At 38.4% G+C, this 22,076-nt stretch carries 18 protein-coding genes; 17 read left to right on the forward strand and 1 reads right to left on the reverse strand.

Annotated features, from left to right (window positions below; translation table 11 throughout):
• Nucleotides 1–173 precede the first annotated feature (173 nt).
• The 6 genes from BUA88_RS12340 (at nucleotide 174) to BUA88_RS12365 (ending at nucleotide 7,770) form a co-directional block, all read left to right on the forward strand.
• Nucleotides 174–914: an ABC transporter ATP-binding protein gene (locus BUA88_RS12340; RefSeq protein ID WP_072918511.1), complete on the forward strand. Its 741-nt coding sequence runs from the start codon at nucleotides 174–176 to the stop codon at nucleotides 912–914.
• Nucleotides 914–1,837: a SufB/SufD family protein gene (locus BUA88_RS12345; RefSeq protein WP_072918514.1), complete on the forward strand. Its 924-nt coding sequence runs from the start codon at nucleotides 914–916 to the stop codon at nucleotides 1,835–1,837. Before BUA88_RS12340 ends, BUA88_RS12345 begins: the two co-directional genes overlap by 1 nt.
• Nucleotides 1,838–1,999: 162 nt before the next feature.
• Nucleotides 2,000–2,362: a hypothetical protein gene (locus BUA88_RS12350; protein ID WP_072918516.1), complete on the forward strand. Its 363-nt coding sequence runs from the start codon at nucleotides 2,000–2,002 to the stop codon at nucleotides 2,360–2,362.
• Between the two features lie 197 nt (nucleotides 2,363–2,559).
• Nucleotides 2,560–4,611: a methyl-accepting chemotaxis protein gene (locus BUA88_RS12355; protein ID WP_072918518.1), complete on the forward strand. Its 2,052-nt coding sequence runs from the start codon at nucleotides 2,560–2,562 to the stop codon at nucleotides 4,609–4,611.
• A 163-nt stretch (nucleotides 4,612–4,774) separates the two neighbouring features.
• Nucleotides 4,775–6,235, forward strand: coding sequence for a carbon starvation CstA family protein (locus tag BUA88_RS12360; RefSeq protein WP_072918521.1), 1,461 nt, complete (start codon nucleotides 4,775–4,777; stop codon nucleotides 6,233–6,235).
• A 209-nt stretch (nucleotides 6,236–6,444) separates the two neighbouring features.
• Nucleotides 6,445–7,770, forward strand: coding sequence for an MFS transporter (locus BUA88_RS12365; RefSeq protein WP_072918523.1), 1,326 nt, complete (start codon nucleotides 6,445–6,447; stop codon nucleotides 7,768–7,770).
• Nucleotides 7,771–7,813: 43 nt separating this feature from the next.
• Here the strand turns inward: BUA88_RS12365 and BUA88_RS12370 are convergent, their stop codons facing one another.
• Nucleotides 7,814–9,511: a carboxylesterase family protein gene (locus BUA88_RS12370; RefSeq protein ID WP_072918526.1), complete on the reverse strand. Its 1,698-nt coding sequence runs from the start codon at nucleotides 9,509–9,511 to the stop codon at nucleotides 7,814–7,816.
• A gap of 146 nt (nucleotides 9,512–9,657) precedes the next feature.
• Here BUA88_RS12370 and BUA88_RS12375 point away from each other — a divergent pair, with 146 nt between their 5' ends.
• The 11 genes from BUA88_RS12375 to BUA88_RS12425 all read left to right on the forward strand — a co-directional run bounded on the left by BUA88_RS12375 (nucleotide 9,658) and on the right by BUA88_RS12425 (nucleotide 22,071).
• Entirely contained in the window at nucleotides 9,658–10,488 is an 831-nt protein-coding gene (locus BUA88_RS12375; protein WP_028247631.1) for a MerR family transcriptional regulator, read from the forward strand.
• A gap of 53 nt (nucleotides 10,489–10,541) precedes the next feature.
• Entirely contained in the window at nucleotides 10,542–11,093 is a 552-nt protein-coding gene (locus BUA88_RS12380; protein ID WP_072918528.1) for a DJ-1 family glyoxalase III, read from the forward strand.
• Between the two features lie 13 nt (nucleotides 11,094–11,106).
• Nucleotides 11,107–11,568, forward strand: coding sequence for an S-ribosylhomocysteine lyase (locus BUA88_RS12385; protein ID WP_072918530.1), 462 nt, complete (start codon nucleotides 11,107–11,109; stop codon nucleotides 11,566–11,568).
• 13 nt (nucleotides 11,569–11,581) lie between these two features.
• Nucleotides 11,582–12,268, forward strand: a complete 687-nt coding sequence (locus tag BUA88_RS12390) for a 5'-methylthioadenosine/adenosylhomocysteine nucleosidase (protein WP_072918533.1) — start codon at nucleotides 11,582–11,584, stop codon at nucleotides 12,266–12,268.
• A 135-nt stretch (nucleotides 12,269–12,403) separates the two neighbouring features.
• Nucleotides 12,404–14,203: a sensor histidine kinase gene (locus tag BUA88_RS12395; protein WP_072918535.1), complete on the forward strand. Its 1,800-nt coding sequence runs from the start codon at nucleotides 12,404–12,406 to the stop codon at nucleotides 14,201–14,203.
• A 2-nt stretch (nucleotides 14,204–14,205) separates the two neighbouring features.
• Nucleotides 14,206–15,690 (forward strand): response regulator transcription factor, encoded by a 1,485-nt coding sequence (locus tag BUA88_RS12400; RefSeq protein WP_028247636.1) that lies wholly within the window; start codon nucleotides 14,206–14,208, stop codon nucleotides 15,688–15,690.
• Nucleotides 15,687–16,889: a sugar ABC transporter substrate-binding protein gene (locus tag BUA88_RS12405; RefSeq protein WP_072918537.1), complete on the forward strand. Its 1,203-nt coding sequence runs from the start codon at nucleotides 15,687–15,689 to the stop codon at nucleotides 16,887–16,889. The genes BUA88_RS12400 and BUA88_RS12405 overlap by 4 nt, the downstream gene beginning before the upstream one ends.
• A gap of 132 nt (nucleotides 16,890–17,021) precedes the next feature.
• The gene (locus BUA88_RS12410) at nucleotides 17,022–18,293 is read left to right on the forward strand and encodes an extracellular solute-binding protein (RefSeq protein ID WP_072918539.1); all 1,272 of its coding nucleotides are present in this window, start codon (nucleotides 17,022–17,024) and stop codon (nucleotides 18,291–18,293) included.
• A gap of 66 nt (nucleotides 18,294–18,359) precedes the next feature.
• On the forward strand, nucleotides 18,360–19,274 hold the full coding sequence (locus BUA88_RS12415) for a carbohydrate ABC transporter permease (RefSeq protein ID WP_330390298.1): 915 nt from the start codon (nucleotides 18,360–18,362) through the stop codon (nucleotides 19,272–19,274).
• A 1-nt stretch (nucleotide 19,275) separates the two neighbouring features.
• Entirely contained in the window at nucleotides 19,276–20,109 is an 834-nt protein-coding gene (locus BUA88_RS12420; RefSeq protein WP_028247639.1) for a carbohydrate ABC transporter permease, read from the forward strand.
• A 9-nt stretch (nucleotides 20,110–20,118) separates the two neighbouring features.
• On the forward strand, nucleotides 20,119–22,071 hold the full coding sequence (locus BUA88_RS12425; RefSeq protein WP_072918541.1) for a glycoside hydrolase family 127 protein: 1,953 nt from the start codon (nucleotides 20,119–20,121) through the stop codon (nucleotides 22,069–22,071).
• The last annotated feature ends 5 nt before the right edge of the window (nucleotides 22,072–22,076 follow it).

The raw sequence follows: 22,076 nt of genomic DNA on the forward strand, positions 1-22,076 counted from the left end.
TACTGATAACATTTATCAGTAGACCTTTTATTTTGAAAAAAGGCTTAGACAATTTGAACTTTCATGGTATTATAGTTTGGCATAAATTAATTGACCTAAAAGTTGTAGGGTAATTACCTCTGGCAGGGTAATTACCAATATAAATTAGTTTATATAGTTAGAGGAGTACTAAAATGTTAGAAATCAAAAACCTTACCTACAGGGTTGATGATGAGGGTGATACCACTAAGGAAATCATCGATGGTCTCGACCTTACTGTAGAGGACGGAAAATTCATTGTTATCACAGGACCAAATGGTGGTGGTAAGTCAACACTTGCCAAGCTTATCATGGGTGTTAATCAGCTTACATCAGGTCAGATTATTCTGGATGGTGTGGATATCTCAGAGAAGAATATTACTGAGCGTGCAAAAATGGGAATCAGCTTTGCTTTCCAGGCACCAGTTCATTTCAAGGGAATCAGAGTAATTGATTTACTTCGTCTTGCAGCAGGAGAGCACATCTCTGTTGCAGCAGCATGTGAATATCTTTCAAAGGTTGGTCTTTGCGCAAAGGATTATGTAGAGCGTGAGGTCAACGCATCACTTTCAGGTGGAGAGCTTAAGCGTATTGAAATCGCTACAGTTCTTGCACGTGGAACAAAGCTTTCTATTTTTGACGAGCCAGAGGCTGGTATCGATCTTTGGAGCTTCCAGAACCTTATTAAGGTATTTGAGAACATGAGAAAGACCATTAATGGTACTATCATCGTCATCTCACATCAGGAGCGTATTCTTAACATTGCCGATGAAATCGTAGTTATTGAAAACGGCAAAGTAAAGAAGAAGGGACCTAAGGATGAAATCCTCCCAGAGCTTCTTGGTACATCATCAGCTGTTGGAGCAGCTTGCGAGAAGTTAGGAGGTGACCAGTAATGACACTTGATGCAATTCAAAAGAACATTTTACATGAGGTTGCAGACTTAGATAGTATTCCACAGGGTGCTTACAATATCCGCGCTAATGGAACAAGCGCTGGTCGCAATACTACAGCAAACATTGACATTGTTACAAAGGAAGATAAGCCAGGTATTGATATTATCGTAAAGGCTGGCACAAAGGGCGAAAGCGTTCATATCCCTGTAGTTCTTTCAGAGAGTGGACTTAAGGATATGGTATACAATGACTTTTACATCGGTGAAGATGCTGATGTTACTATCGTAGCTGGCTGTGGTATTCACAATTGTGGAGATCAGGATTCACAGCATGATGGTATTCATACATTCCACGTAGGAAAGAATGCCAAGGTTAAATATGTGGAGAAGCATTATGGTGAGGGCGATGGTAAAGGCGCTCGCATCCTTAATCCTGTTACCGAGGTTTACCAGGAAGAAGGCAGCTATGTAGAGATGGAGATGGTACAGATTAAGGGTGTTGATTCCACAGTCCGTACTAATCTGGCAGAGCTTAAGGAAGGTGCTACACTCCTTATCCATGAGGCGCTTATGACTCACGGCTCACAGACAGCTACTTCAGATTACAAGGTAGCACTTAATGGAGAGGGTTCTAGTGCAGACGTAGTTTCTCGTTCTGTTGCGAAGGACGATTCAGAGCAGATTTTCGAGGTTTCAATCGAAGGTAATACAGCTTGTAACGGACACGCAGCATGTGATGCTATCATCATGGGTAACGCACACGTTGTAGCCATCCCAAAGCTCGATGCTAAAAATGTAGATGCAGCCCTTATTCATGAGGCAGCCATCGGAAAGATTGCTGGCGATCAGCTTATTAAGCTTATGTCTCTCGGTCTTACAGAGGAAGAAGCTGAAGAGCAGATTGTAGCTGGGTTCCTTAGATAATGTGTTGGGAAACTGTCACCGAAGGTGACCGATGAGGGGTAAAAACCTCATACTGTCCCTTAGTGAACAATCTAAGAATTTAATATCTATTCTTTGTGTATTTTAGTTTTCAACCCTCCAAAGGTGGTAGTATGAGATTGCTAACCTATGGAGGGTTTTTATATGGCTATAGCACCTATTAGTGGAATAAATTCATATATGTCTACCGCAAGTATTCAGCCTATGAGTTATGCAGTAGAGAATGAAGCAGAGGTTTCAGATGTGTTTGCTGCTGAGGTAACAAAAAACACTGCTGGTGTAAATGGAGCTAATCCTGTTCAATATCCTAATGCCAATGTAAAGACAGAGTCTATTGAAAAGGAACAGCTCATTGATCCTACAGCTATGCTTGAGCAGAGAAGGAGAACTGCAAGTGCATTCAATGAGATTGCATCTCAGTTCAGAACAGCCAACACAGGTTACAGCAAGGCAGGTATCGGAAATTCCTACGGACTTGCAGGAAATAGATTTGATGCTTTTGCTTAATTGAATAATGAATGGCATATAAAGGGCTAATGTGAGATTCACATTGGCCCTTAATTATTTATGACAAGAAAAATTCATTTCTTAGTTTTTTTAAAATAAAATACACATTTAATAAACAATTTGTTTGGATTTGTTTGGTACATTGGGAGTGATGTAATGGGGTGATTTATATTTTTTAACTGGATCGGGAGGTTTTTATGCGATTCAAGAAACTTTCAGTACGGATAACCTTATATATTGTTATTGCTACATCTATAGGCATAATTATGCAGAATCTCATAGCATCTTACAGCATGTTCAATATGATGCAGGATAATGCAGAAAAAACCTTGACGGGATTAGTTGAGCAAATTACAGCACGTCTTGATGCATACACTCAGAAGCAGTATGCATATCTGGATGGGTTTATGATTTCAAAGGAGATGTCATCACTGAAGGAATTACCAGATGACCCGGCTATACAGGAAACTGCTGAGATATATACAAAAGATTTTATGGAAGCTATTCCAAATAGTAAGAGTCTATTCTATGTGGAATACAATGGAAAGGTATTGACCCATACACGACCTGATATGATAGGCTATCAAAATGACCCTGAGCTGATTAAGATGATTCAGGGACTCTATTATAATACTGAAGGAAAAACAGTTTATAATAGCGTTACAGCAGTATCGCCAGCCACAGGAGATATAAGCCTTGTTTTTGCTCGCTCATCATATAAAAATAATGGTCAGCCAGCAGGCTATTGTTCTGTTGAAATAGATAAAACAGAGTTCTATGATTTGCTGGAACAAGGAATTCATCTTGCAGATAACCAGGATGTCATTTTGACAGGAATCAGAAATCCTGTAGTTTATTATTCCAACAACCCAGAAGAAATTACATTAGCACCAGAAAATCCAGCTGTCTTGTCTATAATGGAAAAGGTGTCGGCTGGTACTTATGAAACAATAGAAGGCGTTGTTCGTTACAATCAGGTTGGTACTAATCGACCTATGTATGGATATTATGAGTACTTGCCAGCGAATGACTGGCTATTGTTTGTTGGAACAGATATAAATGAGTTTTATGGGCAGGCATATGCCACCACAAACAAAATGATAATTAACGGATTAGTGATTATTATTTTGATTGGTTTGTTACTAGTATTATTAATTGGCCATATGATTAAGCCAATTACAAAGATACAGGAGGCATTGGCGAAAGTTGCAGCGTTAGATTTAAGTGATAACAATGAAATTGCTGGATTTGAAAAGCGAGCGGATGAAATAGGAAAGCTTGCTGCCGACACTAAGCGAGTAATTTTCAGCTTGCGAGGCGCCGTGAGTGTGTTCAAGGAATACAGCAATGTAATGGATGATAGTGCAGGTAATTTGGATGATGCGTCAAAGGTATTAGCTAATATTACCGCTGAGAATAAAGATATAGCCGATAATTTGGCAGTAAAAATTAATGAGACAAATGAAGCTATTGAAACAGTTCATGCAGAAATAGAGAATATTGTTTCTTTGGTTGATGAGGTATCTACGAAGGTTGAAGAGGGGCAGTCAGATTCGGAAGAGTTAATCAAATCCGCCTCAGAAATTAACGAAAAGATTAATGACGAAATTCAAAAGAATATGGCTACACTTCAAGAAACAATGGCATCTATGCAGGAGGCACTTGAAAGCCTGAAGGCTGTTGAACAGATTAATGTGCTTGCAGAAGATATTATGTCAATAACTTCGCAGACAAACCTGTTGTCATTGAATGCATCAATTGAGGCAGCTAGAGCAGGTGAAGCGGGACGTGGCTTTGCAGTTGTTGCAGGAGAAATTGGAGCTTTGGCAGACCAGTCTAAGGAAACAGCAATGAACATTACGGAAATAGTTGCAGCAAGCAATGAATCTGTAGTCAATGTAAGAAATCAGGTTTCAAATCTTATTGATTTCATAAAAAATGATGTCATTTCAAGCTTTGAGATATTCTCCGCACAGAGTCAGCATTATGATGAGGGTATATCTACTATCAAGCAGGCTGTGGCTGATATAGGAGATGTAATGAATAATTTATCAGCATCGATTGATGAGATTGCAAAACAGATCGAATCTGTAAATGATGCATCTGTAGAAAATACAGAAGGCGTTGCAAGTATCTTAGGAAAGAATACTCAGACTGATGAACTTTCTCAAGGTATTGAGAATCTGGCTAATGAAACAAAGAATAATGCAAATGATTTGAAGGTAGCCATTAATCAGTTTAATGTTTGATTAATAAGTGCTGTAGTTGAGGCAAGAGCAAAGGCTCTTGCCTCTTTTATGTATTTATTGTGAATTTTTAACCAGCTTTGTTGAACTGTGAATTTACGAGAACTATAATCAAGCTGAAAAGGGTCCAATTTGGACGTTAAAATGAATGGGGGTGAATTTTTTTATGATCAGCTTTCTAGTTTGTTTAGCAGTACTCATCGGTGGCTACTTTGTTTATGGCAGAATTGTCGAGGGTATTTATGGCCCTGACGACAGAGAAACTCCTGCGGTACGAATCAACGATGGTGTTGATTTTGTAGTAATGCCTAAATGGAAGCTGTTCCTTATCCAGCTTTTAAATATCGCTGGACTTGGACCTATCTATGGTGCATTAGCAGGTGCTCAGTGGGGTACATCAGTATTTTTATGGATTACACTTGGTACTATTCTTGCAGGTGGTGTTCATGATTTTTCTGTAGGATTTATGAGCATGCGTCATGATGGTGCAAGTGTTTCTGAGCTTACAGGAATTTATCTTGGAAACATAATGAAGACTATTATGCGAATTTTCAGCGTTGTCCTTCTTGTTATGGTAGGTACAGTTTTTGCAGTTGGACCAGCTGGTTTGATTTCACTTTTGATTGGTAATCACGGAGGCAGCGGCCTTCTCACTAATACATATTTCTGGCTTGCAATCATATTGGTTTATTATTTCATAGCAACATTTATTCCAATCGATAAGATTATTGGAAAGCTCTATCCAGTATTTGGTATTTGTCTATTAGTAATGGCTGTTGGTGTTGCAATTGGTATCTTTACTCATGGATATTCTATTCCTGAGATTGAGTTTGCAAATCTTCATCCATCAACTACACCTATCTGGCCAATGATGTTTGTATCAGTCGCTTGCGGCGCTATTTCAGGCTTCCATGCAACACAGTCTCCACTTATGGCTCGATGCTGTAAATCAGAGAAAGAAAGTCATATGGTATTCTATGGCGCTATGGTATGTGAAGGTGTAATCGCTCTTATTTGGGCAGCAGCAGGTAGTGCAGTTTATGCAAGAACTGGCGGATTGACAGTAGGATTAACAGAGATGCTTGCAAATGGTCAGGCAACTTGCGTATACGATATTTGCACAAAGACAATGGGCGGAGTAGGAATCATTCTTGCTATGCTTGGTGTTATTGCATGTCCTATTACTTCAGGTGATACAGCATTCCGTTCAGCAAGACTTGTTATTGCAGACTGGTTCAAGATTGAGCAGAAGCAGTATCGTAATCGTTTATACATCTGCGTACCTCTTCTTGCAGCAGGCGCATTAATCAGCCAGTTAAATTACGGTGTAATCTGGAGATACTTCAGCTGGTCAAATCAGACACTTGCTATGATAGCTCTTTGGACAGCATCAATGTACTTATACAAGAATGCAAAGAATTACTGGATTACAGTTGTACCAGCAACATTCATGTCAGCTGTATCAGTTACATATTTCTTCTGCGCACCAGAGTGCTTACATTTATCGACAGCGATAGCTTATCCAATCGGACTGGTAGCAGCACTTGTATTCTTAGGATTATTCTTCCATGCAACTGCTGAACATCATGAGTTATTTAAGCATTTTCATTTGTTCCATCATACCTAAAGGACAGGTGATGTAGATAAACAGAACTAAATAGTTTGTTAGAAAGAGGCCATAGAAATATGGTCTCTTTTTTGGTGTAAAAAAGATTGTTTTAAATATTAAATGACGCTTTAAAGTGCTAAATAGATATGGTACAATCCAAATATTATGTGGATGAAAATGTTAATGTGAATAGTAACATGTATATCTACGATATTCGGAGGAGAATAATGGACAACAAAAAGATTGGCTACAAGGACGTATTCACTCAGACTGAATATGTCAAAATGATGTTTGCAGCACTTATTAACAGATTTGGTGATTCTATTGATGCAATTGCCAGCACATGGATTGTTTATCAGCTTACCAGCTCTGCAGCATGGTCTGCTTTGATTTTCGGTATAAATAATCTTCCTACAGTAGTAGTGACTCCACTTGCAGGAGCATGGGTAGAGGGAAGAAATAAAAAGAGAATAATGATAGTGACAGATTTAATTAGAGCAGTAGTTGTGGCTGCCGTTGCGTCACTATTTTTATTTGGTCTTTTACAGCCATGGATGCTTCTTATTTCTACAATTACTATCTCAACAGCTGAAGCTTTTAGAGGCCCAGCTAACACAGCAATTACTCCTAACATACTTGATGAAGAAATGTATGAATTTGGGATGTCATTAAAGGATTCATTATCCCAGATTGTTCAGCTTATTGGTTTGGGCTGTGCTGCCGGAATTATAGCGCTTATTGGCATCTCAGGTGCATTATATATTGATATGGCTACATTTATCATGTCAGCTGCAATAATAATATTCGTGAATACGAAGGAGGCAGTTACTGAAAAAGTAGCGTTTAATGCAAAGAACTATGTGACTGACCTTGTAGAAGGTGTTAAGTATGTTTCAAAGGAAGCAGTTATTGTGTTCTTCTTGTGGTTCTCAGTATTCATTAATGCAGTGTTAGTACCACTTAATGGTTTACAAGCACCAATGGTAGAAGAAATTCTTCATAGTGGGGTAGAGGCATTATCAGTTTTCTCAATTGCATTTACTGTAGGTATGCTTTTGGGAGCAGTGGTATTTCCATATGTATCAAGGATATTGGGAAATGTTGCAATATTTTGGGGAATGGGAATTATGATTAGTGGATATTATATACTTTTGGTAGTATTACAGCCATTGTATGTAAATCAGTGGGTGACATATGCGATATTATCAGTATTATCAGTCCTTACAGGTATGATAATAGCCATAGCTAATTCAATGACTAGTGTAGTATTTATGAAAAAAGTTAAGAAGGAATATATCGCCAGAGCAGCAGCTATCGCTACATCGGTTTGTGTTGCAGCTATGCCAATAACATCATTCCTAGTTAGTGCTGTTGTTACAGTAGTATCAGTTAAGGCAATCTTTATTGTCAGTGGTATTTTGGCATTTCTTGTAACAGCGCTTATGTCTAGAAAAGCATATCTTCTTAGTGATGATGAACCAGCTTCAGCTATATCATGTGAAGAGTCAGTTGAAACTGATGTAGAAGTTAATTCAATTGAGGAAGCCATATAAACTATAAAGGGGCGGTACATTATGTGCCACCCCTTTTAAATGATTATTTATTCTTATAGTAGTTGTCTAATGTAGATGAGAACCATCTTCCATTAAGAACGTTTTTACCCATAAGGTCCTTTACATCATCTGAAACAATATTGTCTGAGTTCATCTGACCAATAATCTTTCCATATGATGAAGAGACATTTTCAAGAGAAACAATAGCGTTATTAGCATCAGCATCAAGGACTAGTGATACAGGATTAGAGCTTGTCCAATTGCTCCACTTATCTAAGCCAGCGCCATTTGGATTGCCAGTAGCAATAAAGTTTGTAAGATACTGATCAAATACATGCGCCATATTCTGGTAGCCTGTAGCACTAAAATCAGCAAAGCTTCCGTAAGAATGATTATCTGTAAGCATAGGTACAAATATTCCGTGGAAGGAACCCATTAATGGTATTCTGGTTGCACTGTTATTGCTACCGTATCTTACCTGACAGAGGTACATGTTGTTTTTATATTTGCCATACATTTCTTCAGCAGAGCACTGTGCATTGAAGATTCTGTACATTTCTGAACCGTACTCAATAGAATATGATTTAGCAAGATCCTGAGTTTTTGCATCAAAAGCCTTCATATCAGCTCCTGAGAAATATCCATCATACGCAGAGAATAAACTGAATTCTGTTTCACCTGTAAGCATTAATACAGGAACACTGTTGAACTTAGTTGTCTTGAAGCCTTCTGAAGGAATGACAACATCATCAGCATATAAATGAGGGAACACGCTCATTCTGATGCCTGCGTTTGACATAAGCTGGCAGAGACGGTCAGCACCGATTCCTTTCATGTATGTAACTACAGCTGGGTCATTAGATAATAACCATGTTTTAGCTGTTTCTATATCAGCAAATAAGCCATCCTCTACTGCTAAAGGAGCAACAGCTTTAGCCATGATTTCAGCACTTTCATCCTTGTCAGCGACTGTCATACCACCTGAGTAAACTACAGCCTTATCAAATTTGCCTTCGAAAAGTGGACTGATAAGCATAGCCATTACATCACGACCACCAGCAGAAAAACCAGATACAGTGATGTTGTTAGGATTTCCGCCGAACTGTGCAATGTTATTTTTCACCCAGTCGAGAGCCATTGCGATATCTAACATAGCATAGTTGCCAGTAGAACCTTCTGTTGTATGGAAAGCTGGGAGTGCATTAAATCCAAGAATTCCAAGACGATAGTTAAGAGAAACATAGATGCAATTTTCATCTACAGTAATTTGAGTACCGTCAATCTCTGTTGAGCTTCCAGTCTGATTGTTTCCGCCGTGGATATAAACCATAACTGGAAGATTTTCTGCATTGGCTGGAGCATAGACATCAAGGTTTAGACAGTCTTCAGAACCAGAGACTACTGTCTTTCCAGTTGCATAATCCTTTCCGCTTTGGATAGCCTTGTTGCCAAGCTTTGAGCAGTCTAATGGTGTAGCCCAGCTTGTAGGAGCAGTAGGAGCAGCCCATCTTAAATCACCAGTAGGTGCAGCAGCGTATGGGATAGAATACCATACATTACATGTGTCGGTGCTGGTTCCTTTAACAGCACCATATTGTGTCTGTTTTACAAGTGATGTAGCAGCTACGTCTTTTTCAACGCTAATGGTTGCTTCTGGAGCAGCCAATACTGTTAGACTCGAGCTGCTAACCATTGCAATGGCAAGTGATAATGCCATAATTCTTGATAACCTCTTTTTCATTTTCTTCTTCTCCTTTTTCATCCCAAAAAGTTTTTATGAGATGAGTATAGGGGGTGGTAGTAACTACCATGCAACTAAAAATACGCTAATTGAATTTTAGTAAAATTGCCGATATAATTGTGAATCATCATTTTAGAGGAAAAGAAATGAAAAAAAGATTCTTATCAATCGGAGATTATTCCAAAAAAGTGGGAGTCTCTCCTGAATTTCTCAAGTTTTATGAAAAGAAGGGATTAGTATCACCGGCTTGGAAGGACGACAGGTCCTACAGATACTATGCTGACTATCAGGTGACCCATTTTATGGAATACCAGCAGCTAAGCAGGATGGGGGTATCCTTAGAGGATGCTAAGGGAATCCAAGAGCATGCCAGTCTCGAAGAAAGACTTAATATCTATAAAAAAGCCTGCGAGGAAAAGAGACAGGAACTGGAGCAGATGGAATTATTCCTAGAGCAAATAGAGGATACATCATTTGCTATCGAAAACATCGCAAACAATAGAGGCTGGAGAATTGCAGAAGTGCCGGTATCCTATTTTGTATATCCAAAATCCTTCGAGCATAAAGAATCTGTTAAGAATCCTGTATGGAAAGACAATTTCAGTATGAATATCACACAGTATGTGAAATTGAAGGACCGTAATTGCGATAGGCTAGAGGAAGGAAATTTCGAGCGCCTTTGGGGCGCTGTGCAGCCTTTTTCAAACATCATTTACAAAGAAGCCAGCAATAACCCTAATAATGAAATAATGGTAGTGGGCGGAGTAAAGTGTTTTGTATATGAACATGCCATTCCAACAGACTATGATGAGTCAGGGAAGCTGAGTGATAAGGTATGGGATTTATCTGAGCCACTCAAAATCCTGAAAGACAATGGAATGAAAAATAAGGGAGTTGTATGGCAGAAACGACTATGTGTTAGCCATGAGGCAGATGGCGAGTTTTTGCAGGTGCAGACTACAATACCAATAGAATAAATGGTATTATAAAGGTACTGTGGATATATTTTGAGAATAAATGGGAGGTAAGCATGAGTAAAGTATTATTATTTATGGCAGAGGGCCATGAGGAAATCGAAGCCCTCACAGTAGTAGATTTACTTAGACGTGCAGGAATCGAGATAGAGACAGTTTCAGTTACCAGCAACAGAATGGTTCCAGGAAGTCATGGAATAGTAACTGTCTGTGATCAGCTTATTGAAGAGGTGGATTTTAACAGTGCAGATATGCTGGTGCTTCCAGGAGGAATGCCAGGCACACTTAATCTGGAACTTTGCCAGCCTCTTATGGAGCAGGTTCATAAATTTAATAACGCAGGAAAGAATATAGCTGCTATCTGCGCAGCACCTACAGTATTTGGTAAGGCAGGCCTCCTTAAGGGAAAGAAGGCTACATGCTATCCAGGTATGGAAAACGATTTGGATGGTGCAAATGTTTCAACAGATGAAGTTTGCCATGATGGAAATATCATCACAAGCCGTGGACTTGGAACAGCTATCCCATTTGCGCTTGAGATAGTTAGAACCTTCCAGGGTGATGCAGCTGCTGATAAATTAGCAAAAGCTATTGTATATAAAGGATAGGAAGAGGAAAGAAATGGAAAGAATAAAGAGTTTCACAATCAATCACAACATTCTTACACCAGGATTTTACATCTCACGTGTAGATGATGGTGATATCATCACTTACGATTTACGTACACGTAAGCCAAACGCAGGCGACTACATGGACAATGCTACAATGCATTCTGTAGAGCATATGATTGCTACGTATATACGTAATTCAGAAATTGCAGACCACGTTATTTACTTTGGACCAATGGGATGCCAGACAGGATTTTACCTTGTAGTTAAGGGCGTAGATTCAAAGAAGACCTTCGAGGTTGTTAAGAAGGTATTTGAGCAGACTGTAAACCATGATGGAGATGTATTCGGAAAGAGTGCCATCGAATGTGGACATTATGAGAATTTGGATATAGAACTCGCAAAGAAGGAGTGCGCTCGCTATCTTGAAGTACTTAATTCTTGGACAAATATGGAATTCACATATCCAGAATAGGAGGAGATTATAAATGACATTAGGTATTATTGGCGCTATGCAGATGGAGATTGAGAATCTCAAGCCATCTATTAAGAATCCTACATTGGAGACAATCAGCAGTGTCACATTCATCAAGGGCCAGATTAATGGTATCGATGTAGTTGCAGCAGTCAGCGGAATCGGAAAGGTATTTGCAGCTGTTTGTACAGAGATTATGATTCTTCATTTTGGTGTTGATCACATCATCAACATTGGTGTTGCAGGCACACTTGTAAGAGACCTTAAAGTTCTCGATGTAGCTGTTGCAGAATCAGCTGTTCAGCATGATATGAATACATCAGCTCTCGGAGATCCAGTTGGTCTTATCTCAGGAATCAACGTAGTAAACTTTGAAGCAGATAAAAGGCTTACTCAGATTGTTTGCGATGTTCTCAAGGATAAAGGAATTCCTTATCAGACAGGTGTAATTGCTTCAGGTGATATGTTTGTAGATACAGACAAGCAGAGAGACAGAATCCGTCAGAACTTCAAGGCTATTGCATGTGAGATGGAAGGTGGAAGTATTGCTCACGTTTGCTATATAAATGATGTACCATTCACACTTATTCGTTCTATCTCTGACGGAGATGGCAGTGCAATGGATTACAATACATTTGCTGGAAAGGCAGCTGAGCAGTCTATAAATATTGTTTTAGATGTGATTGCAAGAATAAAATAATAACAATAAAAAATATGATAATAAACGCCGGTTAGATAAATTTTTAACAAAATTCCATAAATGTATATAAGCTCATTGCTTGTTGTGCAATGAGCTTATTTTTTGTAAGATGATTGTATTGGGTGGGTGAATGTTATGCATAGCATTATTAGAAGATACAATGATCTTAAAATAGGCAAAAAGCTTATTATTATATTTTTACTAATATCTATAATACCTATTATTCTTTTGCAGGTATTTCATTTTACTAGTGTCAGGAAAACTATGACCTCTCAGGTGGATGAAATCATTCAAAGTGATTTAATCCAGATTTCAGAGAGAACTAATCTCAGCCTAGAAAACTATACCAATTTAATGTACCAGATATATGTGGATGAGAATGTTATCGACCAGGTAATGATACTGATGAACGGCACCCCTACAAGACGGGCGGCGGCTAAAAGCGATATTAGAGAGTTGCTTCATAGATACACAAGTGTGGTAGAAGGAGTGCGTTCTATCAGCCTGGTGTGTAAGAATGGGGAGTCGGTAACATACGATTTTGCCACAGATTCATCTATGTATAATATATGGAATCGATTTAAAGATATGAGAATAGCGCCACCATACCTGGATGCGGAAAACAAATCTGGGATGGTCATTACTCCTAGTATGAAGTTTGATGAGAATGGAGTGAAAAAATACTATTTTCATATATCAAAGCGACTGTACAACTTTGACCAGTTGGAAAAAGGAAGTATAGCAACAGTCATAATGACTGTTGACGAAGAGGTTCTAAATACAATATGTAATTCATCTAAGGAGAGCAAAACAGGAATCAACTTCATCCTAGACGATGCTGGCAAGGTAATCTCATATCCTAGTGAAGCTTATGTAGCAATGAGCACTGGAGAAAACTTAGAAGCTTTCGTACGAGAAAGTGGATATTTACAAAGTAGCCATAATATAGGAATCAATAAATACAAGGATGAATCCACAGGGTGGACATTCGTAAATGCTTATGACACAGATGAGATGCTAAAGGATGTTAGAAGGATTCAAATAATAACAGTGTTAATAAGCTCTATCATTATTGTTGTAGTGGGATTGATTATTTTTTACACCACAAGGACCTTTAACAAATCCGTAAATACGATAGTGAAGGGAATGCAGACTGTTCAGGCAGGTGATTTGGACAAACGCATATCAGTAAAAAGTAAGGACGAATTCGGAACAATCGCAGCTAACTTCAACATAATGACAGCCAGGGTAAAGGAGCTATTGCAACAAATATCATCTGCTAAGGATAGGCAGCGCCATGCGGAACTAAAGGCATTAGAAGCCCAGATAAATCCACATTTTTTGTATAACACACTGGATTCAATTAATTGGATGGCAATTGAGCATGGGGAAAATGAAATCAGTAAAGCACTTAGTAACCTGGGGTTGATATTAAGGCATTCAGTGAGCAAGGTGGAGGAAAAGACGCCTATAATTGCAGAATGTGATTTCCTTCAAAGATATTTGGAGTTGCAGCAGATTAGATATGAGGGGGCATTTAAATATGAGATTAATATGCAGCCGGAATTAAAGAATCTATATATTCACAAGCTGCTTATTCAGCCATTTGTAGAGAATGCTATATTACATGGATTTGAAGGAATAGAAGAAGGTGGAATGCTTTCTATAAATATGGACATATCAGAGGATAACAGGTTCCTTCAAATAAGTATTGCAGATAATGGGAATGGAATTGAGGAAGAGCTTGTTAACAAAATGAATAATCGAGATGCAGTTATCAATGATGACAACATAGACAAAGCGGGGTTAGGCCTGAAAAATGCATTTTCAAGGCTAGTAATGTATTACGGAGGTATGGCTCATTGGAATATTAATAGTGTGGAGAAAATCGGAACTGAGATAACATTGTATATTCCTAAAAGTGAGTGTGAGTAGGTATGAATATAGTTATAGTTGAAGATGAAATCAAAATAAGAAATGGGTTATCCAGATTATTATCTAGCTATGGGGAACATGAAGTAATTGCCAAGGCGAAAAACGGTAGAGAGGGATTGGAAACCATAGAAAGCCTTCATCCTGATTTGGTATTCACTGATATTAAAATGCCAGAGATGGATGGACTACAGATGTTAGAAGAAATAAAAAATCGCCAGATAAAATGCCATAGCGTAATACTTACAGGCTATGCAGAATTCGATTATGCCAAGCGTGCTATCACCTGCGGAGCAGATGATTATTTGCTTAAGCCGATTACCGTGGATGCGGTAGACGGTGTGCTAAAATCCATCTCTGCCAAGATTAGTGCAGAGGCCACTAGAATAGATGCAGACCCAGCATCTTACATTAGAGCAATAGTTTCTGGAGCTCTTGAAAACAATGATGAAAACATAGGTAAGGCTGAGCGGATTTTTGAATTATCAAAAGGATATGAATTATGCTTTTTAAGAGGATATAGCACAAGCGGATGCTTAGACAAGACTACCGTTATGGAAAAGTTTAAGGAATATAAGGGCTTGTATGTATCTGAAGATAATAAGGATTTGTTCATGCTTTATGATAAGTCTACCGGAAAGTATTCATCTGACGAGGAAATAGTAGCCATGCTTGACCGCAGAATAGATGTTGTTGATTGTCTAAAGGATTCTGTGTGGTATGTGGCAAGCTTGTCCAGCTTGAAGGAGCTAAAGGATATTGCTCTTCAATCTGATAAGAAATTTTTGGATGGAGAAATGGCAGGAACTAGAATTGTAGAAGACGGTAATAATATCGTATATACGGATTATAAATATAGTAAAGATACTGAAAAAGAAATAGAAAAAATACTTGTGAATAATGATGAGGAAGGCTGGCAAAAATGGAGTGATGGCTTTGCCAAAGGATTCATAGGAAAAGCCTACGATCCATATTCTGTAAGAAGTGCATATCAAAGCCTTGCAGGGTTTATTTTGCAGCTTGCCATTAAAATATGGCCTGATAAAGGCAGACAGATTAGGGAATTAGATACAGTAGAAAAGATATCAAGGGCAAAGCTGTTATCTGAAATAAAGGAATGCTTGGACGAGTCGGCAGCAGTAGTGTTTGCTGGTGAAGCTACCCGTGATGATATTCACAATTATACTATACTAAAGGCAATAGCCTACATCAGAGAAAACTATGCTAACAAGATTTCCCAGGAGGAAGTAGCAAATTATTTGTCTATAACCCCAGAATATCTAAGCACTCTTTTCCATAGAGAAATGAATAAGAATTTCTCTTCATTTGTTAATGAGTTTAGAGTAAGTCATGCTAAGCGCCTGCTTACAGGCAGCAATCTGAAGATATACGAGATTGCAGAACAGGTAGGTTTTACAGATACCAAATACTTTAATAGAGTATTTAAGGATATAGAGGGAGTATCGCCTAAGGAGTTTAGAGAAAGATGAAAAAAGGTCTGAAACTAATAACACTGGCTATGTGCATGGCAATTACAAATACAGCCTGTGGAAGAAGTACTTCTGATGTGGAAAACACACCTGATGAAAAAGAACAATTGTTGATATGGTCTTACTATGAAACAGAAGCACAGGTTAATGGGCTGGATAAGTTAACAGCCAGCTTTAACAAAAGCCAGGACAAATATCAGGTGTCATGGGAGTATGTTCCAATGACAGAATTTGACAAGAAAATATCCAGAGCATATACAGAGCAAGAGCTTCCAGATGTGGTAATTATTGATAATCCTGATATGAAAAAATTCATTCAGCTGGATATGTTTGAAGATATATCTGAGTATGCCAGTACCCTTAATCTAGATACAGATTATTATGAGGCATCTGTAGATACTATCAAATACAATGATAAATACTACGGAGTTCCGTTTAACAGCAACAATGTTTGTTTGATATATCGAAGTGATTTGTTAAAGGCGGCAGGTGTTACATCACCTAAAACCTGGGATGAGCTTAGTGAAACAGCAAAGCTATTATCAAAAGATGGCTCCTACGGATTCTTGATGAGTGCCATGGATTCTGAGCAAGGATCATTTCAGTTATTGTCATGGGTGATGGCTGCCTCTGATTCTGATACACAGCTTACCAGGGAAGCAATCAGTGAATCCTATGATTATTTAGCAGGACTTATAAAAGATGGCTGTATGCCGGCGGATTGTCTTAACTACAGCCAAACAGATATTGCAAGAAGATTTATAGAAGGGGATATAGCTATGATGGAAAACGGACCATGGGTTTTTCCTATGCTAGATGAAGCAGGAATTAGCTATGGCCTTTCACCTATGCCTATGAATAAAAGAAATGCAGTAATACTAGGTGGAGAAAACTTAGGAATAATCAAAGGTAAAAATGTAGAAGGCTCCATTGAGTTTATAAAATATTGCATGGAACAGGGCGGAACGGAAAGATTCTGCAGCGATGCAAATCTACTCCCATCCAGAATAAAATCAGCAAATAAAATAATAGTGGATAATCCTAAGCTGGAAATTATTAGTCAGCAAATGAATTATGCAATTCCTCGCACAGGAATAGAGGGATATTCCAGAATATCCAAGCAATTACCTAAGAGCTTTGCAGATGTAGTGACAGGAGAATTAACACCAGAAGAAGCAGCCAGAAAAACTTTGAATTAAAATTTGGATGAATTTTTTCCACCTTTTTTAATTTATTAGAATTTTTTAAAATCAAAACCTCTCTTAGAATACTTATATAAACAAAGGAGATACAAAGTATCTCAGGGGTAAGTATTCGAAGGGAGGTTTTTTATGAGATTTAAGAAAGCCGTATCAATGGCATTAGCAGGGGCAATGGCAGCGTCACTTATGGTAGGCTGCGGTAGCTCAGAAAGTGTAACAGAAGCAACTGGTTCAGGGGAAGGAACACAGACAGCACAGGCAGGAGACAAGCAAGAGGTAGTTATTTGGGATTACTTTGAGACAGATGCTCAGAAGAAAATGATGGAATCCCTGATTAATGGATTTAACTCATCACAGGATGAATATGTAGCAAGTCATACTTATGTACCATTTGCTGATTATGAGAAGCAGTTAACACTTGGTATTGCATCTGGCGAGCTTCCAGACGTAGTTATTCTTGATGGTTGCGATATGTCATCATTCATTGCTATGGATTTGTTCGGTGATATTTCAGATGCCAACATAGATTGGTCAGAATACATTGAAGGTCCAATGAATTCTACAATGATGGATGGCAAGCATTATGGTCTTCCTTTTGCAACAAACTGTACAGCTCTTTTCTACAATAAGGATATTCTTGATGATGCAGGAGTTCCTTATCCAAATGAGAACACTACATGGGACGAATTCCATGAGATGGCTAAGAAGCTTACAGATTATGGCGTAACAGGCTTTGGTAATGCAGCAATCGGAACAGATGAAGGTACATTCCAGTGCCTACAGTGGTTATACACAGCAGGAGGTTCTTACACAGATATCGAAGCTGGTAAGGATGCATATCAGCTTATGCAGGATATGATTAACGACGGCTCTTGGTCTAAAGAGTGTGTAAACTGGGCTCAGACAGATGTATGTAATAACTGGAAAGCAGGAAACATTGCCATGATGCAAAATGGTCCATGGCAGATTCCTGGTATCGAAGCAGATGCTCCTGATATGAACTATGGTGTAACTGTCCTTCCTAAGAAGGATGCTTCAAGCGGCCAGGCTACATCTATTCTTGGTGGTGAAAACATGGGCGCTGTTAAGAAAGACAACATGGAAGGCGCCAAGGCATTCCTTGAGTACTACAATCAGACAGATGTTATGGTAGATGCAATGAAGCAGTATGGTTCATTCCCACCTAAGACAGAGGCAGCTAAGGATAGCTATTGGACAGATGATCCTATTCAGGCAGAGTTCATTACACAGCTTGAAACTTCTATTCCAAGAGGACCTTCACCAATTTGGCCTTCATATTCAAATGCAATTCAGACTGGTTTCCAGGAAGTACTTACACTTGCTAAGTCGCCAGAACAGGCTGCAAAGGATACACAGGCAGCAGTTGATGCCGTTAAGTAAGAAGTAACATTTGGCGGGGAAGTAATTCCCCGCCATTTTTAGAAATAGTTATTTTGGAGGGATGTTATGATTTCTAGAAAAAAGAAGTTGAATGGACCAGGGAAAATGGGATTATTGTTTTCTCTTCCAGCAGTAATCTATATGCTTATCTTTGTTGGATATCCCACAATTTCAAATATCATTCTTAGTTTAAAGAATGTTAATGTCTTTAATTTTTCAAGACCAGAGGCACAGGAATTTATTGGTCTTTCAAATTATGTAGAGTTATTTACAGATGCTAATTCTGTAATGAGTCGTGCTATTTTGAATACTTTAATATTTACTGTAGCTTCAATCTTTTTCCAGTTTATTATTGGATTTATACTTGCATTATTATTTAGTAAGAAGTTCCCAGCATCAGCATTTTTCAGAGGTGCAACAATGATATCCTGGTTGCTTCCAGTTACTGTAGCAGGTCTTTTATTTAAGTTTATTTTTGCAAGCTCAGGTGGTATAGCAAACCAGCTATTAATGCAATTGCATATTATTAAAACACCTGTTGATTGGCTATTGAATGGCCCAACTGCTATGGTGGCTATTGTAGTTGCGAATATTTGGATTGGAATTCCTTTTAATATGATGTTACTGCTTACAGGTCTAACAACTGTACCAGCAGATATTTATGAAAGTGCAAAAATCGATGGGGCCAATAAGCTTCAGACTTTGTTTAAGATAACAATTCCAGTGATTAAACCAGCAATCATGTCTGTTTTAACACTTGGCTTCGTATATACCTTTAAAGTATTTGACTTAGTTTGGGTTATGACTAAGGGTGGACCAATCAATGCAACAGAATTGGCTTCAACATACGCTTACAAGCTGTCATTTGAACAGTTTGAATTTAGTAAAGGCGCAGCTTCTGCAAACATTCTATTTTTAATTCTATTTGTAGTAGGAATGTTCTACATCAAGCTAATAAATGCAGAAGAGGAGGTAATGTAGGATGAAAAGAGAAAGAAAAGAAAACACCATAAGCTTTATCATTGGAGTGGTGATATTCGTTATCCTTATGTTTCCTCTATATTGGATGATTGTTACAGCCTTAAAAACACAGGTGGAAATCTTCCAGGTTCCTACTCCACTGTGGCCTAAAAACCTTACACTAGAAGCTTTCCAAAGCCAGTTTTCTGAATCATCAGCAACAATGAAGGGCTTTAAGAATAGCTTTCTTATAGCGTTTTCTTCAATGGTAATATCAACAGTATTGTCTATTCCAGCAGCATACGGTCTTGCAAGATTTAGATTTAATGCCAAAAAGCTGCTGATACTGTTTTTTTTAATGATGCAAATGTTGCCATCTACACTTATTTTGACACCACTTTACATTATGTTTTCAAAAGTGGGATTACTAAATAATTACTTAGCGCCAATCCTTGCAGATGCGACTTTGGGAATTCCCTTCTCAATCATCATTCTTCGTACTTATTTCCTTTCTATACCAAAGGAGCTAGACGAGGCAGCGGCAATAGATGGCTGCAATCCGGTAACATCATTTTTTAAAATAATGTTGCCGATTGCAAAGCCAGGTGTGATTGTAGCAGCGGTGTTCTCATTTGTTTATGCATGGGGCGATTTGATTTATGGAATCACATTTATGACAGATCCAAATATGAGACCAATCACATCAAATATTTATAATTATGTTCAGCAATATCAGACACTTTGGAATGCGACTATGGCATTTGGACTTGTAGCAATCTTCCCAATTGTGTTGATATTCATATTTATGCAGAAATACATTGTTAGTGGACTTACAAACGGAGCAGTAAAGGCATAGGGGGAATAAATGAAATATAATGCAAATTCATCAATTCCAATCAGCGACATAAAAATCACTGATGAGTTTTGGAATAAGTACAGAGATTTAGTAGGAAAAGTAATCATTCCATATCAGTGGGATGTTTTAAATGACAGGTTAGAGGATGTTGAAACCAGTCATTGCATTGAAAATTTTAAGATAGCGGCAGGTTTATCAAATGGGAAATTTGAGGGAGCAGTTTTCCAAGATACGGACCTTGCAAAATGGTTAGAGGCTGTTGGATTTTATCTGGCAGCCTATGGCTGTGATGAAAAGCTGGAAGCTATGGCAGACGAAGCTATAGATTTAATCGAAAAGGCGCAGCAGCCTGATGGATATTTAGATACATTCTTTATCATCAATGCGCCAGATAAAAAATGGAAGAATCTATGTGAAGGCCATGAATTATATACTGCAGGACATTTTATGGAAGCCGCAGTTGCTTATTATGAAGCTACAGGCAAAAGAAAAATTATAGACGTAGTATGCCGCTTGGCGGACTTGCTATGTGATGTTTTTGGTAAGGAAGAAGGTAAATGCCACGGATACCCTGGACACCCAGAAGTAGAAGTAGGCCTTGTAAAACTTTACAGAGTGACGGGGGAGAAAAAATATCTGGATTTGGCAAAGCACTTTATTGATATAAGAGGTGTAGGAGATAACTATTTTCTTGAAGAAGAAAAGCAGGAAGATTTTGAGAGAATCTTTCCAGAATTTATAAATTATGATCCTAGCTACAGTCAGTCCCATCTTCCAGTAAGACAGCAAAAAACTGCAGAGGGACATGCTGTTAGAGCAGCTTATTTGTATAGTGCTATGGCAGATGTAGCTGTAGAAACAGATGATAAGGAACTGTTAGATGCCTGTAAGGTGCTTTGGGATGATATGGTTCACAGAAGAATGTATGTAACAGGCAGCATAGGCTCATCAGGTTGGTTGGAAAGATTTACAACCGATTATGATCTGCCAAATGATTGTAATTATTCTGAGAGCTGCGCATCCATCGGACTGGCTATGTTTGGAAAAAGAATGGGTGAAATCACAGGGGAAGCTACATATTTTGATGAGGTAGAAAGAGCATTATATAACACAGTATTGTCGGGAATTGCTATGGATGGAAAAGGCTTTTTCTATGTAAATCCTTTGGAAGTTTGGCCAGCTGCATGTATGGACCACACTTCAAGACTTCATGTAAAAAGCGAGAGACAGAAATGGTTTGGCGTGGCCTGCTGCCCACCTAATATAGCTAGAACACTTGCATCTTTGGGACAGTATATAGCATATAAATCAAAGAATAAGCTTTATTTGAATATGTATGTTTCATCTAAGATAAAGGCAGAGGTTTCAGGCAAGGAAGTCAGACTTGATATTAAAAGCGAAATACCTTGGAATGGCAAAGTATCAGTTCATGTAGAATCAGATGAACAAATGGAAGGAACGCTTGCACTAAGGATTCCATATTATGCAAAGAATCCAAAAATCAGCGTTAGCGGAGCAGGGCTTGATATGAAACAGGATAAAGGCTACATCAACATAACCTTGTCTAGTACAAGTATGGATGTAAGCTTTGAGTTTGACATGCCTGCAAGATTTGTACATTCAAATCCAAAGGTTAGAGCAGATGTAGGCAAGCTTGCAATCATGAAAGGACCATTAGTGTATGCCTTAGAACAGGTAGATAATGGGGATAATCTAGCCAACATTTTTGTGTCCGGTAAAACAAAGCTGCAGGAAGAATTTGACAATAACATCTTAGGGGGAACAACTAGAATAACATTCAACGCTCAAAGGATAAAAGAAGAAGGATGGGATTCTGGTAAATTATATGGTGAAGTGGAAAGTGATTTTGAGGAGGTGAAATTAACAGCCATCCCTTATTGCTATTGGGGAAACAGACAGAAGAATGAAGAGATGTTAGTTTGGATGAAGGAGAAGTTTTAATGTAG

The sequence above is a fragment of the Pseudobutyrivibrio xylanivorans DSM 14809 genome (genome assembly GCF_900141825.1).
GTDB lineage: Bacteria > Bacillota > Clostridia > Lachnospirales > Lachnospiraceae > Pseudobutyrivibrio > Pseudobutyrivibrio xylanivorans.